We start from the raw sequence: 16953 nt of genomic DNA, 5'->3' as shown, positions 1-16953 counted from the left end.
GGTGATCGAACAGTGGCGCCGCCACTTACAATGCCATCCGACCACATTCGAGCCTGAATTACCTGACGCCCAACGAGTTCAAGCAGCGGTATTGTTCAACTGAAGCAATCGAGGCCGTTCTCCAAGTTTGAAACGGTCCGAAGAAGTCAGGCAGGTCAGGTATGCCGATGGCGGCATTAGGTATCAGCGACATGGCTGAAGGTGTAGATGGTTTGTACAACCGCTATAACGGCCTTAGTGCTCCTGGGTTAAATCCATTGCGTTATGGATTCAATGAGGTACTGCCGGAAGGTTGGGGAGACGTTGCATATGACGGGTTGAGCTTTGCCACTGCAATTGTTGCTCTTTATGTCCCGGTTCCACTTAAGATGGGGGTGGCCGATGGTCTGAATCATCCGAGGTCAATGTTCGGCGTAACTGTGCCACGTATTAATAACAACACTTTGATCCCACTCATTAACCAAGTGGCTCCTTACGGGACTACGCAGGGTATCCTGCTATTTGGCGTGGGTTCGAAAGGGGTAACTGTTATCAATGATATTCGCGGTACTGGAGGGCAGAAATGAATTGGCGAAGGCTGTATGCAGTTAGCCAAATAGTCGGGGTTGTCGGCAGTGTATCAGTCGGGGCTGCGGGATTTTATGCGGTTATTGTAATTGGGGTTTGTAGAAAGCTGATTGGTTTGAGTGACAATGTTTCTGTATTTGCTATTGGCTTTCCTTTTTTTATCGTCTTACTGGTGGTATTCGTAAAATATTTACCACGGCGTTTGCGCAAGTTGGGGGTGCTGAGCGACGAGCCGGAGAAATTTGGCTCTTGGTTCAAGCGAAATTAGATAACCTAAAACAACGAAACTAGCCGAGGCTGGGTTCGTTGTATACGGCGTTTGCCTGCTGCGAGGGCTATTTTCAATCAATGCCGTTCTAAAGTGGAAATTTCCGGCTTTTCAGGGTGGGTCGAATCGTCCCGGAGCCCCATGCGTGTAGGCTTTACTCACGGAAGCGTCTGTTGAACGACTCGTTCTTCGCGTTATCGGTTAACTTACCAGGGTAAGAGAAGTCCGATAGGGCTAGGCGGAGCAGTCGATCCATTCTTCGATCCTACCTCAAATTCTTGGTGGGGAATTCAAAACACGATTAATAAACTCAAGGAGGGTGATCAGTGACTCTAGAGGTAGGAATCATAGTTATCTCACTTGCATCCTTTACAATCACTTGGTTGATGTTTGGTAGGGATGATCTGGCATTGAAGCAAGAAATTTTTTACTGGTTAAAATCGACGTTATTTCTTGGTGTGTTGCTGACTGCCTGGCTAATATATAAAGAACCCACATTAAAATTTCTACTTTCTGCTGTTCTTGGTTTTGTGTTCTCGGCATTACTGAATTGGGTGAGGTTGCAGTGGGTTTTTATGCTTCCCTAGATGATGATCTAAAAATCCGATCGATTCAACGTGGAATAATATAAACTACATTCAATGATGAAAATTTCTTTTTTACCATTGGGAATTAGCTAGAACGAGTTTCGTTGAATATGGGGGCGTATGATTGGATGAACCGTCCGAATTCTATATTTGATGTAATTGTGTCAAATTCTAATAATTAAAAATTAAATAAATTTAATATTTAATTTGGATTGTCGGTGGTGTGTCAGTCGGGGTTGCGGGATTTTGTGTGATTATTGTGATTGGGTCGTGTGGAAATTTAATTGGTTTGGGTTAATATTTTTTGTATTTATTATTGACCTTCCGTTATTTATTGTCTTGCTGACAGTGTTCGTGAAATATTTGCCAAGGCGTTTGCGCGAATCGGGGGCACTGAGCGTTGATCCGGAGAAATTCGGTCTATGACTCAGTAAAAAGAAGTCATCAAGTCGATAGTATGAAATGGCCGGATGCGTCGTCTACGGCGTTTGCCTGCCTGCTGTGGTGTCAGGGAATGATGGGCACGCCGGCGATCATGTAGTGATGGTCGGGCGTGATAGAGATGTGCGGGTGTCCGATAATCGACGCTGAAGAGCATATGCTGATCGAGGAGGAATCCGGCGTGAGCGAGCAGTTCAGCGGCGATCTGCATCCATGGGGAAGCGATGCGTCGGGGCCGGGTGAGGGTGCTCTTATGCTAGCGTCTCGCAAGACGGCGGACACGTGCTGAATGGAAGGTGCGCGTGATCGGCGTGGTTCGGGGATGTTGGGCTAAGACATGCAGACTGCAACGACGGCTGCGGTGACGGAAGGGCGGTTTAATCGGCAGATTAGCAACAATGAAAAGAGGGCGATCGCGAAAAAAGCGGGCAGCAATAAGGCGGAGCAAGAGCGGTTAACAAAGGCAGCGTGCTATGCAGTGAAGTGCTGGGCCGAATACAGGCCAGGTAGTGATGAATATAACTGGAACTATGTGAGTCAGGAGGCATCGCAGCTTGGGGCCGAGTTAGAGTGGGTGAATCAACAAAAAGAGGCGGGCCTGTTCAAGTACACCTCAAGCCAGAAGATTGGCGATGCGGTGAAGAGCGATCCAGGGGGCGTGGCGAAGGATGCGGCGAAGGTCGTCGTTGGAGGTGTGACGGCGAAGACTGGTGTCGGACTTTGCACGACAGGGCTGGGCTGTACGGTCGGCGGCTGGATGGCGAGCTTTGGGTTGAGCGAAGTGGTAGAGGGCGGAAGTGGTCTGTATAACCGCTATAACGGTGCGAATGCACCTGGTGATAACCCGTTGCGTTGGGGTTTCAACCAGTTAAACCCTATATGGGGGAATGCTGTGTACGACGGTGTTAATTTCGCGTTCTCTATAGCGGTTTTGAAAGTCAAAGTCCCACTAAATGTTGGTGTTGCTGATGGATTAAATAGACCTGTTTCGATGTTTGGCGTGACGGTTCCACGTATTGATAATGTGAACTTGCTGCCATTTGTTAAGCAGCCTTGGCCGTATGGTACGACGCAGGGGATTCTGCTCTTTGGCGTTGGTTCGAAGGGGGCCGCGGTCGTCCATGACGTTCGGCAGGTTATGGGAGATAAAAAATGAATTGGCGCAGATTGTATGCGACCGTTCAAATATATGGAGTCATAGGCGGTGTTGCCTTGGGCGGGGCGGGATGTTGGTCTTTCTTGGTCGCAGGGGTTTGTCGCATAGTATTTGGTCTTGGCGATAACGAAGTGATTTTGTTGATAGGTTTGCCGTTATTTATTGTTCTGTTTGCCGTGTTCGCGAAGTATTTGCCGAAAACGTTAGGCAAATCGGGGATGTTAAGCGACGATCCGGAGAAATTCGGTCCGTGGTTCAAGTGAGAGTCCTAGAAAGAGTGCGGATGTACTGATAGCGGGTGCGAAGCAGACGGTGTCAGGGCAGCCGGAATCAACCTATTTGAACCAGGCATTGACGGGGCTTGGATTGTCACCGGATGCGACGGCAGGCGACGGCGGCAATGTGTCCAAGCCGGATCAGACCGATCTTGGGCAAGAGCGCCGCAGGTGCGTCGCCGTTGTATCTGAGCGAGAGCGGCGGCAGTGGTTAACGATGTGCGGCAGATAGTTGGAGACGAAAAATGAATTGGCGTAGATTATATGCCATGCTTCAAATCTGGATTATGGTTGGTCTGACTTCGTTTGCTGCTGCTGGCTGCAATACGGTCGTGGTAATCGGGATATGTAGGAAGTTGCTTGGCTGGAGTGATGGCGTTTCCGTCTTTGGTATTGGGTTTCCGGTATTTGTGATCCAGTTCATCGTGTTTGCAAAATATTTACCGAAGCCGCTGCGCAAGGCAGGGAGGTTGAGCGACGATCCGGAGAAATTCGGTCCGTGGTTCAAGTGAGAGTCCTAAAAAAATCCAATATGGGGTGACACTGCATACGGTAGCAAAAATTTTTTCCTTGCTAGGAGCCTCGACTGGTGCAGGTATGGATGCAGCTGGTCAATATGCGCAATCTGGTACGATCCGACCGGCACAGTCGGCATTATCGGGGGCGACTGGTGCAATCGCAGGGCCAATTGGTGCGAACACTGGCTTCGTGGAGAATGTATTGTTGGGCGGTGCTAGCAACGTTACCAATACATTTTTTAACAATATTTACTACGGTGAATCGAATAGTACCCTATACGCTGGTGGGGTCGGTGCTTTGTCTGGGGTGGGCGGCTATCTTGTTGGTTCAGCCACAATCCGAGGACTCACACAAGTTACACGGCCATTTATTTACCCAAATCTGAATCCTAAGGTCCCTGCCTGGTTACAGGGTGTGAGAAATCCCTTTCCTGGATTAGGCGGTGCCACTGCGGGTTCTATAGCTCAAGGCACGTCGTCATTCGTGCCGAGCAAGGAGCCACAGAAATGAGGATATCGAAAATTGACGCGTTAATTTGCGAAAATGGATGGAAAGGGGCATGTACGCGTGTATTAGGGATTGCTCTTGTTTATTTAGGATTTTTATATCTTCCTGTGGTGGTTGCTTGGGCATCTACTAATCTAGCTATAGTTGGCATGTCAGAAGCACAGTTGAGGAAGCATGAAGCGATTTTGTACGTCATTGGAATAGTTGTTGTCCTGGTAATCGCGATTGAAGTAATACGAATGTCTTTGATTGCCGTTAAAAGGCGATGACGTGTCCCCGCAAAGTTGGACGGTGTGACAGCTATGCCTGCGTGAACTGAGCACGGTACACCACCGGACTCAGGCTTCCTAGTTTCAGTTTGATGCGATCGTGATTGTAGTAGTAAATGTAGTGTTTCAGTTCGGCGTGCAGCTCATCGAGGCAGTTGCTTTTGCGTGGTGGAATGCTTTTGGAGCGCCTTGTGATACACCGACAGCGAGTACTGCCAACTTTGAGTGGAAAAGTTGCTGGTTGCCTTTGTTATTGCTAAAGTAATGGCACCGTTTTTCTTACCGTGGAGTACGTTGGGTGGGAGTACTGTCGGAAAGATCGTGGTGGGTGGTTATAACAGCGTGCTGGCGGGAACGGGGCGTTTGCGGGTACGGCAATCACGCAGCCAGGTACCCCGGATCTCTCCGCGGGTATCGGTTTGACTGGAGCAGTGCTGAACCAAGGAATAAATGCAACAATGCCAGGGCCTGCAGGGGTGTTTATAAATCAGTTAATCAAAGTCTTATCTAGTCCGGCTCAATCGGTGATAGAGACGAATAAAATAAAGATTAAAAAATAGAGGTGATATGTTTACTGATTTGAGAAAGAAAAAAGAAACATACTTAAGCGTGTGGCAGTCGCATACATGTGTACCATTGGCATTCCGATAATTGTGCTTATATTTTCGTTTGCACAAGGTGGTGGGTGGAAGCCGGTTGTGGTCGGTTTTCCAGTCTATATAACCATATTTAGGAGTATTACATATCAATTTATCAAAGCGTTGCTGGCACTAAAGCAAGAGGAGGGGACAAGAGCTTCAGAAAAAATGGCAATTAATAGCAAAGAGCTTGGCGTGAGTGATTTAAACCGATGCCTGACGTACAGGATGACCTAAACATAGCGAGTGTACAAGGCACAAGCATGAGCGTGGCGCACCAGCATAGCGCGGGCCTTGGCTCGGCGTGAGCTAGGGCGGGGGCAGTTTTAGTTTCAACGTGCAGAACGGTGACGTGCATGGCGACTACGCGAGCGCGAACGAGCAGGCAGGAGGGAGGCCAGCAAGGTGGTTTTAATACCGCCGTAAAAGGCAACACCGATCTGAAGGGCGCGTATATTTCAAGCAAAGTGGCGAAAGCACAGCATCGCCTACGGACCGGCACGCTGATCTACTTGGTTATCGAGCCACTTGGATGACCAATCGAGCACCTTTAGCATGAGCGGGGACGCGACGGCAGGCGACGGCGGCAATGTGTCCAAGCTGGATCAGACCGACCTTGGGCAAGAGCGCCGCAGGTGCGTCGCCGTTGTATCTGTGCGAGAGCGGCGGCGGCCGCATACGCTTATTGCCGTGCACAGCTGACTGCGCAAGTCAAAATAATTGCGCTGGAACGTTTTTGCTCAGTAGGTTATGATGGAGAAAATTTTATTCATCATTTTAACAACGAGGTAAAAATGGAAACTTCATCAGAAAAAGACGTATCGCCGATCAGCCAATGGTATGACATGATGACCAGGATGTTTCCCGATGATCGGCTAACGTTTATTAACTACGGCTATTTGGGTAAGAACGACGACTTTGGCTGGATCAAAGAGGAAGACATCGAGCAGAAATGCTCAGCTAACTTGATTCGAACCATTTTAGGCGATGCCGATTTGCGCGGTAAAAAGGTCCTTGAAGTGGGGTCGGGAAGAGGGGGAAATTGTTCTTACCTTGCCAGATATGCTGGCGCCGCATCGGTGACCGGTCTGGATTTTTGCCCAGCGCATATCGAGTTCTGCAATCAAGTGCATCGCCTCGACGGGCTGTCCTTTATTGACGGTGACGCGACGAATTTACCTTTTGCCGATGAAGAATTTGATGTAGTGGTCAACATCGAGTCGTCTCACTGCTACCCAGATATGAATAGGTTTGGTCAAGAAGTACGGCGAGTGCTGAAAAAAGAAGGTTTGTTTTTTTATGCCGATACCATGAAGGGCGACAATCAGGATGCGTTGTCCGAAAAAGATAAGATTGGCGTTGATTTTTTCACTAACGTATTAGAGCAGCATCACGCAATGATCCGCAACGCCCAGTTTAAAGTAGAGGATCATGTTGACATTTCTGAAGGAGTGGCTAGAGCTTTTGACAGCGAGCAAGGTCACCTAAAGCACGTACTCAAGGCATTGGTGAATGAAAAAAAGCAGCAGCATAGCCTTCTGCCGCCCGACGTGTATCATGCATTCGATACGATGCTCCACTTTTTTGACGATAGTGGCCTGAAGGCTTATAAGAATGGACACTTAGCGTACAAATTTTGGCGTCTTAAGAAAACTGCGTAATTTTTGGGAGTGGACAGTTTTCGCGGCGTTGGAGGTGGGCTGGCCCGGTAGATCTCAGCCCACATGATTCGCCATGCTGGTGATGGAGCAGCTTGAATGATTGAGCCGCACCATCACTGCTTTTCCAATATAAAAAAAGAGCGTGGGGACATGCCGCGATCAGAGCAGTGGGCTACGATCAGCGGCTTTTTTTTAAACAGGAGCTGGCGTGGTTCGGATACTGTTGATTAATTTAGTCAACACATTCCCTGGCCCGAGTTCTTCAAACTCGCATTCCCCTTGTTGAATCAAATACTGAATGGTCTCGACCCAGCGCACGGATCCGCAGATCTGCCGGGTGAGGTTATCGATCAGTTCGTTATCTCGATAGGGAGTGGCATGGATATTGGAGATCACGGGTATTTGCAGCGGCGAATAGCTAAACTGCTTCAGATAGTCGCCAAACTCCTCCATCGCGCCTTGCATATAACGGGAATGAAACGGAGCGCTGACTGACAGGGGAATAACCCTGATTTCCAGCGCCTGGAAGATCTCTTTGGCTTGACTAAGCGCTTCAACGGGGCCGGCGAGGACGGTTTGGGATGGCGAGTTATAGTTGGCCACGTCTAAAGCATTTAAGCCGTGTTGGGATAGTAGCGAGTTGATTTCATCTGCGGAGCGGCCAATGACCGCCGCCATGCTTCCGCCAGTAGCGCGCGCCATCAATTCGCCCCGTTTTTTGACCAGCTTCAGGCCGGTTTCGAACGAGAAGGCCCCAGCGGCAAAAAGTGCGCAGTATTCGCCCAGGCTATGGCCGGCAAGGTAATCCGGTGAACGACGATCCCGTTGCTGTTTGCTGAGGAACGCTAGCGCGCCGACGGTGTAGAGTGCTGGCTGCGTATATTGGGTATGGGACAGCTGGCGATCAGGGTCTTCCAAGCAAAGCGTTCTTAGCGAATAGCCAAGAATTTTGTCAGCCTGGGCAACATGATCGGGAAACTGCTCGAACAGTTCTGCTCCCATGCCGACGCGTTGCGATCCCTGGCCAGGAAAGACGTAAACGCGTTTCGGGCCAGTCGCTGGCCGTGTCGACGGTTGCTGTGCCACGGGGGCCGGCTGCTGAACTGGCTGCGACGCAGGCCGCGCGAATGACTGGCCTTGCTGGGGCGTTTGTTGTGCTGGTGCGGTCGCGCTTGCGGGAAGCGGTTGTAGCTTCCGTCTAAGCGCTAGCGTTTCATCAAATTTTTCAAGATCACGGCCGAACGGGCTGAGCACAGCGAAAGTCTGCGGCGCCTGACGGTCACGGATATTTTGTTTGATGAGGTTGGCTAGCGTGCCGCTGGGGCCGAGATCCAAATAGATCATTGACTCACCGCGCTCGGTGGCTTCCCGTTCGATCCGCGCCAGTGTCTGGGAAAAGCGAATCGGTTCGCGAATGGTCCGCCAAAAGTGGTCGGTTGTGAGTTGAGTCAAGGTCTCGGTGTTGTGGCAGGAGATCACCGGGATCTGCGTGTGCCGTAAGCGCAGTTCACTGACTAGCGCATCGACTTCCGGTTTAAGGAAGTCGATATGACGTGAATGAAACGCCTGTTTGACTGGCAGGCGTTGGAACACGATATCTTGACGGCTGAGGTAGCGTTCAGCGTCTGCAATCCGGGCGGATTGCCCGGCGATGACGATCAGTGATTGAGCGTTATAGGCCGCGATATCACAATGATCACGCAGTAGAGGCGTTTGCTGGTAGAGCGATTCATCGCAGAGAATTGCCAGCATTGTCCCTTCAGTGGCCGGCGACTGACGGCGGTGAAATAGCTGACCTTGGCGGGTCACGAAACGAATGGCATCTGACAGCGGCAGCGCCTCCGCGAGAGCAGCCGCGGCAAGTTCTCCGAGGCTGGTGCCAAGTAGATAGTCTGGCTGGATCTGCTGCTCAATCAGTGTCTTGCCCAGTGCATACTCCACCATGAAGATGGCTGGGTGGCTAATGCTAAGATCGTCGAACGTCTTGGAACGTGGGTTATTTGCATCATAAATTTCAGCAATTAACGACTGCCCAAGTTCGACGCGAATCAGCGCATCGAGCTCGTTCATCCAGCGGTGGAATACCGAATTGTTTTGATAAAGCTCCCGACCCATCTGGTAAAACTGGCAGCCTTGGCCTGGAAACATAAAGACAACAGAAGTTTTTCGCCCTTCGCAGAGGTACGGCATAAATTTCGTCCTGGGGTGTGGAGGGTGCAGGGAGACAGTATTCTAGCCAAAACTTATTCTGCGGTCCTGCACAATTGCAATGCCTTGTGCACGTGCGTCGCTGCAGACCGTTGTTGGGACACACGTTCAGCTTTTCGCCCCGCCAGCTCGTGCTCGCCCGTGCCCAGGCGCAGCGCGTGACGATGTCAAGAACACTGCCGCTTTTTGCCGCACCCGATCAACATGTGGCGTAGCTTCGTCCTATTCGCGCCGAACAGTATCGGGGTATCTAAGTATACCGATGCGGCCATTGTTACGACACGATACCGATCCATACAGCATGACCATGCTGACGGTTATGTACAGCGCTGGGGTGAGGGTTGCCGACATGCGGGTTGCCGACATGCGGGTTGCCGACATGCGGGTTGCCGACATCCGATGCAGCGACATACAGACAGCGTAGTCAGCGATTCGCCGCCCGAATCCATGGACTGCTACGTCCTGGGATGGGTCGCTTGGACTGGTCGCCATAGTCAGTGCCGCACACCTGGCGCGATCGTGTCTTTTGCATTTAAAGGGGGAGCGAAATGGAGCCAAATTTCTACAATTTTTGTCATAACACGAGCAAAATTTGTCTATGAACGCCACGGAAATATCATTAAAAGACATACTGTTCCCGGTTTGCGCTAGTTCTGGCATGCCGCCAACCTATTGTGCTGTTTTAATAAACCATTGAGTGAATATGGTTTTTAAGCTATTTTCTATCTAATAACTGAAACATTGCCATGGAAACCTTCTGATGGTCATTTTTACCGATCGTCTGTTTTTTCTTTCCATTATTCTGAGTCTCGAAAGTCGTGGACTGATTTCCCGCCGTGGGGTTTGCCAGCCGTTCCAACTCGAACAATTTGCCTCGACCGCGTCAGTCAATGTCGGCCCGCTACGGGTTGCGTTGGATGGCCTCAAGACGTTTGGCTGGCTGGGCCAGTCAAGTGGCAGCGAATATTTCTTTAACCGCCAAGCATGTGCTGTCCAGGCCCTGCCGGATCGGATCGTTGAAATTTTTGCTTGGCTCGCGCCTAAGCGTGAACCCGTCAAAGAAGACTTGCCGCAGCTGTCGCGCTGGTTGTCGCTGTCGGCGTTGGACTGGAATTTGCCTTGCCCTGCATTGATTCGCAGCCTCGACGACTTGCTGGCGTTGGCGATATTGCGCCGAATGATGCTAAGCGAGGCGATCGACTACGACACCGCACGGGTGGATCCACGGCGTATCGACAGTGGCCGAATTAGCCCAATGTTGGTGCACCAGGTGACGGATTTCCTGGTTGCTCGGCAATGGATTCAAAGCAATGGTGAGCAGGGGCTGACGCTCAACCCAATGCGGCGGGCACTATTGTCGGAGTTGCTGAGTGAGTCGTTTCTTGCGTACTGTGCCAGCCTACCGTCGATGCTCGATGACGTACTGTTTGGCAAGGGGGAGCGATGGGCTGCAGCATCGCGGTGGCTAAAGGAGGCGGGTGAGCGGCAGATCTGGCGCGGCGACCAGCCAGCGCTTGAACAGCTGTTGAGCGCGGTCTTTGATGCCCAGCCGTTAGCCACGCAGCCAGACTGGATTGTTGAATTTGGCCGCCGTCCTAGCGGTTCACTGGAGGATGTGTGGCAATGGATTCGCCAGCATACTGCCCGAGGCAAGGTGCTGGATAGCTTGCCACTACGGTTGCTCGTGCTGGATGACGCAGTGTGGGGCGATCTGGCCGCGCTTCGACGACGCCTTGAAGACGCTGGCGTTGGGACGAGCGAACGCGTGCTATGGCTAGGTGTGGGCCAGCAAAATCTCGAAGAGCCGGGGACGACGCCGGTGCCGCAATCGCAACTGGCGCCACCACGCTATTACATCCGCTCCAACGGCTTGGCGGCAGATGGCGCCAGCGTGATGGGTGGCTTGCAAGCCCAGTTTAATGATCTGGTTGCTTTAGCGAGCAGCCATTTGGTAGTCCTGAGCGAAAGCCACTGGCGCCCTGGCGGCGCCCTGGCCGATCGCTTTGCTTATCATTACGGTGTTGAAGCTGCCCATTACTTGATGGCGCTGGCCGGCGCTGGGTTGTTTGCGAGTCCGGGAATGTTGCATAAGTTGCCTCGGGATCGGGCCGACTGCGACGCGACCATAGGTTGCTACCAGGCCAGAGAGTACCGTATTCGCTATGCGACCATCGATGACCTGCCTGCACTGTTGGGGCTGGAAAAGGCGTGCTGGCCGGAAGGCGCAAGGGTTGACGAGCCGATCCTGCGTCGCCGGCTGAGTCAGTGGTCAGCTGGACAGTTGGCGCTGGAACTCGATGGCGAGGTGGTCGGCGTGATCTATTCGCAGCGGATCACGGAAATCGATGGCCTTTTCGGAGTCAGTTTCGCGACCGTCGATCAGCTTTATCATACCGAAGGCAGCATAGTCCAAATTCAGAGCCTGAACATTTTGCCTGCCCATCAGTACAGCGGGTATGGCGATCAGTTGCTAGAGTTCATGCTGCAATACTGCACTGTGCTCAATGGCGTGGATACCGTGGTGGGGGTGACTCGCTGCAAGGACTATCCGAAGCATCGGCACATTCCTTTGAGTGACTATATCCACAGCCGAGACGAGCGAGGAATCCTGCTGGATCCGGTACTGCGTTTTCACGAGCTTCACGGCGCACGGATCGAGCGGCTGGTGGCAGGTTATCGTCCGGCTGATCATGACAACTCGGGTTACGGCGTGCTGGTGCATTACGATCTGGCCAGCCGCCAGCGCCAAGCGCTGCAGCTGACCACAGCGCCGATGGCGTTGCCGACGGTATCCATCGATGACGCCGTGCGTCAGGGAGTCAACCGGTGCTTGGGCCAGTCGGAAGACAGCCGGCTGTCCCCGCGCCACAGCTTGATGGAGCTGGGACTCGACTCAGCTGATCTTCTTGCGCTAGGTGAACAACTGGGACCGATGTTCGGGCTCACGCTGGAGCCGACATTTTTCTTTCGTCATAACAGCATTGACAAGATCGTTGCGGCACTAAAAGAACGTTTGGACGGGCAGGCGCCGTCATCGAGCAGCAGTAACGTACCCACCCCTCCCTCCACTAGCCCGTCAGCGCAAAAAACGCCATCCACCTCAATCGAAGACCACGATGACTTTGCGATCATCGGCATCAGCGGTTGTTTCCCCGGCGGGGAACTGGAGGATTTTTGGGCCGCGGTACGCAGTGGCACGAGTCAGATACGTGAGGCGCCGGCCGGGCGCGCCAATGCTGGGTCGCCAGGCGGCTATATCGACGATATTGATTGCTTTGATCACCCATTTTTTGGCGTGTCGGCGGCGGAAGCGGCGCTGATGGACCCCCAGCAGCGGTTGCTATTGCAACATGCTTGGCTGGCGCTTGAAGATGCCGGCATTCCAGCTGCGCAGCTAGCCCGTCGCCCCACCGGTGTATTTATTGCTGCCGCACCGAGTGAATATCGTGGGGTCGTTGACGTCCCCCAAGATAGCCCGTTCCTGCTGACGTCTTCGTCTGCGTGCATGTATGCGAACCGGGTTTCTTACCTCCTGGATCTGTGCGGACCGAGCGAATATTGCAACACGGCCTGTTCATCGGCGTTGGTGGCGTTACACCGAGCGATGCAGGCGATCAAGGCCGGCGAGTGTCGGCAAGCGCTGGTCGGTGCAGTCAACCTGTTGTTGTCGCCTGACGAAACGGCAGGGTATCGGCTGATGGATTTTCTCAGCGCGCAAGGTCAAACGCGCTCATTCCAAGCGGGGGCCGATGGCTATGTGCGTGCCGAAGGCGTTGGCGTACTGTTGCTCAAGCCACTGGCGGATGCTGAGCGGGATGGCGATCGCATCTATTTGAAAATCAAGGGTAGCGGCGTTTGCCACGGCGGGAGAGGGGCTTCGCTGACCGCGCCGAATCAAGACAGCATGAAAGCGGCAATCGTTGCCGCCTATCGCCGGGCCAACGTGGAGCCGAGCAGCGTCAGTTACGTGGAAGCGCACGGCGTTGGCTCGTTGCTCGGCGATGCAATAGAGATAGCCGCTATCCAGGCAGCTCGGGCGGAATTGGGCGACGGCGACCACGATGCGCCTTGGACAGTCAGTACATTGAAGCCAGTGATCGGTCATTGTGAACTGGCTTTTGGCATGGCGGCGTTGTTCAAAGTGATCGATGCTGTGGCACAGCGGCAGTTACCAGGGATCCCAGGATATGCCCAACTGAATCCCGCGATCACGCTGAATCCACGCCAATTGCGGCTGCAGGCCGACAGCCGCCCATGGCCAGCGCCAAAGGACGGGAACGGCCTTGAGTTGCCGCGGCGAGCGAGTATCAATAGTTACGGCTTCGGCGGCGTCAATGCCCATTTGGTCGTGGAGGAGTACATCGCCCCACAGCGTGCGATACAAGATGACGTCGGGCCCCAGCTCATCCTGTTGTCGGCACGGGATGCGGCGCGGTTGACGGAGCAGGCGGCGCGGCTAAGCCGCTATATTGCCCAACGGCCCAATCTAGGCTTGGCTGACATCGCTTATACATTGCAAGTGGGTCGCACCGCGATGGCATGCCGCTGGACTTGCGTGGTTGACAGCATCGTGTCACTCCAACAGCAACTCGACGCACTCGAGCGTGCGCCGATGAATGCAATCACGATGCTCGATGCGGACACGATGACGATCGATCCGTTGCAGGCTGGGATCGGCGACGAGGTGGATCTGGCCTTGACCCGTTGTGATTTGCAAGCGCTGGCGAGTTACTGGCGGCAAGGCGTTGAGCTAGACTGGCTTAAGTTGCCGCGTCTCGGTGAGGTGCGGCGCATCAGTCTGCCCGGCTATGCCTTTGCGAAGACGCGTCACTGGCTGCCACCACGGCAGGCGGATGCAGTCTGTCAGAAAAGCGAAAATGTGGCGCAACCGCAAGGCTTTCGGCAAATACTGGCTGGACTACTCGGATGCGAGCTAGCAGCGCTTGACGGTTGTGAATCGCGTAGCCTGGCCAGCTTTGGCCTTAACTCGCTGGCCGCAGTCGGTCTGAAAGCCAAATTGGAGCAGCAATTGCAGCTATCTGTATCGTTAGCGCAATTGAGCCCTTATCTGAGCCTTGGCGAGGTGGAAACCCGCCTGGCGTCACTAACGGGACAGGGCGACAATCATCCGGTGCCTCGGTTGCAAACGGCACCCAACGATCAGTGGCAGCCTTTTGCACTCAATGATATCCAGCAGTCTTTTCTGTCGGGGCGCAAGCTACTGGCCGAGACTGAGCGGGTAGGCTGCCATATCTATTTGGAATTTGACTGGCCAGATCTCGAAGTCTACCGGCTCAATCAGGCCTGGAATCGATTGATGAGCCGACATGAAATGCTGCGAGTCAAGCTGCTTGACGACGGTCGCCAGCAAATCGAAGAATCGGCCTCTTATCGCATCAAAGCACGGGATTTGCGACGAATCGACGCGGCCGGCCGCGAGTTGGCGTTGGCAGCCATTCGTGCGTCGATGTCCCACAACGTCTACCTACCGGGGCAAACGCCGCTTTTTGAAATCCGCGTTTCGCTGCTGGATCAACAGCACAGCCGGGTACACCTGAGTATCGACGAGTTAGTGGTTGACGCCACTTCTTTGGATTTACTGTTGCAGCAATGGTTGATGCTGTACCGGGACCCCACTGCGCAGCTGCCCGATCACGGCCTGTCATTTCGGGACTACCAGTTGTCGCTGGAAGCATTCAAACAGTCTTCACGCTACCAACGTGATTTGCAATACTGGGTTGACAAGCTGGCGCAGATGCCGCCAGGTTTGTGCTTGCCCAAGGCGCAGCGACCCGCTGGCCGCCAGCGACGGCGACTGGCCTCGACGCTGGAGCCAAGCCGCTGGCGGCGATTGAAGCAGCAGAGCGATGCTTTGCAAATCTCAGGTACGGCATTGCTGCTGACCCTGTTCGGCTTGATTCTTAAGCAGGCCAATGCGGGCAAAGCATTTTCGTTGATCTCCACGTTTTATAACCGTGTCCCCTTACATCCCGCGATTGATCGTTTAGTTGGGCCGTTCATCTCGACCCATTTTTTTGCCTTTGTTGACGCGGCGGAAGATACGCTGGCTGAATTGGTACAGCGGGTTCAGCACCAATTGCTCGAGGACATTGACCATATGAGCGTCAGCGGCGTCGCTGCGCTACGGGAAACCCGGCGCCGCTATGGCAAGCAGCTGCATTTTAGCGGCGGCGAGGTGGTATTTACGTCGATGCTCAACAATCCAGTGATTGGCGGCGCAGACAGCTTTGGCGACGCACAGCACTACTGTGTCACGCAAACGCCACAGATCAACCTCGATCATCAACTGCGAGAGCGCGATGGGGCACTGAGTTTCAGCTGGGACGTTGCCATCGACTGCTATCCAGACGGCATGATCGACCAGCTGTTCTCTGACTACTGCCATGTGTTGCATAAGCTGGCAGACGGCGAGGCTGACTGGCAGGCTGTAAAAACGGACGAGTTGGTGGGGCGACTGACGGTCGCCGAGCAGCCGTTACCCGTTTCGACCGCCGGGCATACAGGGCCCTTTATTCTGGCACCGAGCGAGCCGACGAAAACGCCGTTTGCGTTGACTGATCAACAGCAGGCGTATGCGTTTAGCCGCTCGCTTTACCCAAAGCAAAGCAGCTCGCACCTCTATATGGCGGTGGCCATAAAGGATATTGAGCTGAGTCGGTTGGAGCAGGCTTGGCGGCAATTGGTGGCCCACCACCCGATGCTGCGTACCCGGATTTTGCCCAGCGGGGCCCAGCAGCTTATGGAGGCCGTGCCCTCACTGCCACTCGAACTGAGCGAGCAGGGCATCGATGTGGCCCAGATTGCCGATGAGATGCTCGCTCGGGTAACGGCGCTGGGGGATTGGCCCTATGCTGAATTGCGAGTCAGCCAACTGGACGGGCGGCGCAGCCTGGTGCATCTGGCGGTAGATTTGCTGATTGCCGACCTGCCCAGCCGGGATCTGTTGATCCGCCAGTTGCTGGACCTCTACCATGGCCGCCCGCTGGCACCGTTATCCATTCATTTCGGCGGTTATATCGAAGCGCTTGGACAATACAAGCGTTCGCCAGCGGCGCAAAACGCTGCGGCGTACTGGCAAGAAAAATTCCGCCTGCTGCCGCAGGGACCGCGGGTGAATGACAAGGATGCCAAGGGCCAGTATCTAGGCTACGAGCACCGCCTTGATTGCTGGCCGGCGCTCCGCCAACGCATCGCGCAGGCAGGCATCTGCGCGGACGCGCTCCTGATTTCTGCCTATGCGTGGAGTATTGCCGAACATATCAGCAAGCAGGCCTTTACTTTAGTGGCGCCAGGCTGGCACAGGCCTGCGGTACATCCTGAGATCAACGCGCTGGTTGGTGACTTCACCACTTTGAGCTGGGTCGACTTTAACGACGAACCGATGACTTTCATCGAGCGGGTTCGGCGTTGTGAGCGAATCTTCACGGAGGACCAACGCCACGGTGCGATCAGCGGCTTGCAAGCGCTGCGTAAAGTGGCAACGGATAAGCAGCGAGCGCGGAAGCTGAATTTTCCTGTGGTGTTCACCCGGCTTAATCCTCAAGGGCCATTGGAACTACCAGACGGAGCGATGTTGGCCAAGAGCGCGAGTCGCACGCATGGGGTGGCGCTGGACAATCTCAGCATCGAGCATCAAGACGTGCTGTTGATCCACTGGGATCTCGCGGCTGACTGCTTGGTGCCGGCGCAGGTCGAGGCGATGTTTGCCGACTACTGCCGGCTGCTCGAGGCGTTGGCCGATGACGATAGCCTGTGGACGGTACCGGAGCCCCAACTGGCGGCGACGCTAGCTGCAAGCGAAGATCCAGTAATGAGTTGAATCGCATCGCCACCCTA

Annotated in this window: 10 protein-coding genes and 2 pseudogenes; 10 read left to right on the top strand and 2 right to left on the bottom strand. The window is 53.8% G+C overall.

Annotated elements, in window-relative coordinates:
• From IHE30_RS15105 to IHE30_RS06710, 8 genes and pseudogenes are all read left to right on the top strand, one after another.
• Positions 1-131, top strand: a pseudogene (locus IHE30_RS15105) (integrase core domain-containing protein); the annotation flags it as partial.
• Positions 132-161: 30 nt separating this feature from the next.
• Positions 162-566 (top strand): hypothetical protein, encoded by a 405-nt coding sequence (locus tag IHE30_RS06740; RefSeq protein ID WP_337689610.1) that lies wholly within the window; start codon positions 162-164, stop codon positions 564-566.
• Complete coding sequence (locus IHE30_RS06735; protein WP_337689609.1) at positions 563-835, top strand: hypothetical protein; 273 nt, start codon at positions 563-565, stop codon at positions 833-835. The genes IHE30_RS06740 and IHE30_RS06735 overlap by 4 nt, the downstream gene beginning before the upstream one ends.
• Positions 836-1161: 326 nt before the next feature.
• A complete protein-coding gene (locus IHE30_RS06730; protein WP_337689608.1) occupies positions 1162-1422 on the top strand; it encodes a hypothetical protein in 261 nt (86 codons plus the stop codon).
• 778 nt (positions 1423-2200) lie between these two features.
• Positions 2201-3019, top strand: a complete 819-nt coding sequence (locus tag IHE30_RS06725) for a hypothetical protein (RefSeq protein WP_337689607.1) — start codon at positions 2201-2203, stop codon at positions 3017-3019.
• Positions 3016-3282, top strand: a complete 267-nt coding sequence (locus tag IHE30_RS06720) for a hypothetical protein (RefSeq protein WP_337689606.1) — start codon at positions 3016-3018, stop codon at positions 3280-3282. The genes IHE30_RS06725 and IHE30_RS06720 overlap by 4 nt, the downstream gene beginning before the upstream one ends.
• Before the next feature lie 257 nt (positions 3283-3539).
• Positions 3540-3806: a hypothetical protein gene (locus IHE30_RS06715; protein WP_337689605.1), complete on the top strand. Its 267-nt coding sequence runs from the start codon at positions 3540-3542 to the stop codon at positions 3804-3806.
• A 513-nt stretch (positions 3807-4319) separates the two neighbouring features.
• Positions 4320-4589 (top strand): hypothetical protein, encoded by a 270-nt coding sequence (locus IHE30_RS06710; protein ID WP_337689604.1) that lies wholly within the window; start codon positions 4320-4322, stop codon positions 4587-4589.
• Between the two features lie 31 nt (positions 4590-4620).
• Here the strand turns inward: IHE30_RS06710 and IHE30_RS06705 are convergent.
• Positions 4621-4734, bottom strand: a pseudogene (locus IHE30_RS06705) (IS3 family transposase); the annotation flags it as partial.
• Positions 4735-5862: 1128 nt separating this feature from the next.
• Between IHE30_RS06705 and IHE30_RS06700 the strand changes: the two are divergent.
• On the top strand, positions 5863-6888 hold the full coding sequence (locus tag IHE30_RS06700) for a class I SAM-dependent methyltransferase (RefSeq protein ID WP_337689603.1): 1026 nt from the start codon (positions 5863-5865) through the stop codon (positions 6886-6888).
• Between the two features lie 192 nt (positions 6889-7080).
• On the opposite strand, the gene fabD is transcribed toward IHE30_RS06700, so the two are convergent.
• The gene (gene fabD, locus IHE30_RS06695) at positions 7081-9036 is read right to left on the bottom strand and encodes an ACP S-malonyltransferase (protein WP_337689602.1); all 1956 of its coding nucleotides are present in this window, start codon (positions 9034-9036) and stop codon (positions 7081-7083) included.
• A gap of 820 nt (positions 9037-9856) precedes the next feature.
• On the opposite strand from fabD, the gene IHE30_RS06690 reads away from it, so the two are divergent.
• A complete protein-coding gene (locus IHE30_RS06690) occupies positions 9857-16936 on the top strand; it encodes a beta-ketoacyl synthase N-terminal-like domain-containing protein (RefSeq protein ID WP_337689601.1) in 7080 nt (2359 codons plus the stop codon).
• Positions 16937-16953 lie beyond the last annotated feature (17 nt).

The sequence above is a fragment of the Mycetohabitans sp. B46 genome (assembly GCF_037389205.1).
In the GTDB taxonomy this organism is placed as follows: Bacteria; Pseudomonadota; Gammaproteobacteria; order Burkholderiales; family Burkholderiaceae; genus Mycetohabitans.
This window is presented reverse-complemented; position numbering and strand designations above follow the sequence as displayed.

Coding starts and splice junctions, on each gene's coding strand:
- IHE30_RS06740 (WP_337689610.1), top strand. CDS start 162: ATGCCGATGGCGGCATTAGGTATCAGCGACATGGCTGAAGGTGTAGAT.
- IHE30_RS06735 (WP_337689609.1), top strand. CDS start 563: ATGAATTGGCGAAGGCTGTATGCAGTTAGCCAAATAGTCGGGGTTGTC.
- IHE30_RS06725 (WP_337689607.1), top strand. CDS start 2,201: ATGCAGACTGCAACGACGGCTGCGGTGACGGAAGGGCGGTTTAATCGG.
- IHE30_RS06720 (WP_337689606.1), top strand. CDS start 3,016: ATGAATTGGCGCAGATTGTATGCGACCGTTCAAATATATGGAGTCATA.
- IHE30_RS06715 (WP_337689605.1), top strand. CDS start 3,540: ATGAATTGGCGTAGATTATATGCCATGCTTCAAATCTGGATTATGGTT.
- IHE30_RS06710 (WP_337689604.1), top strand. CDS start 4,320: ATGAGGATATCGAAAATTGACGCGTTAATTTGCGAAAATGGATGGAAA.
- fabD (WP_337689602.1), bottom strand. CDS start 9,036: ATGTTTCCAGGCCAAGGCTGCCAGTTTTACCAGATGGGTCGGGAGCTT.
- IHE30_RS06690 (WP_337689601.1), top strand. CDS start 9,857: ATGGTCATTTTTACCGATCGTCTGTTTTTTCTTTCCATTATTCTGAGT.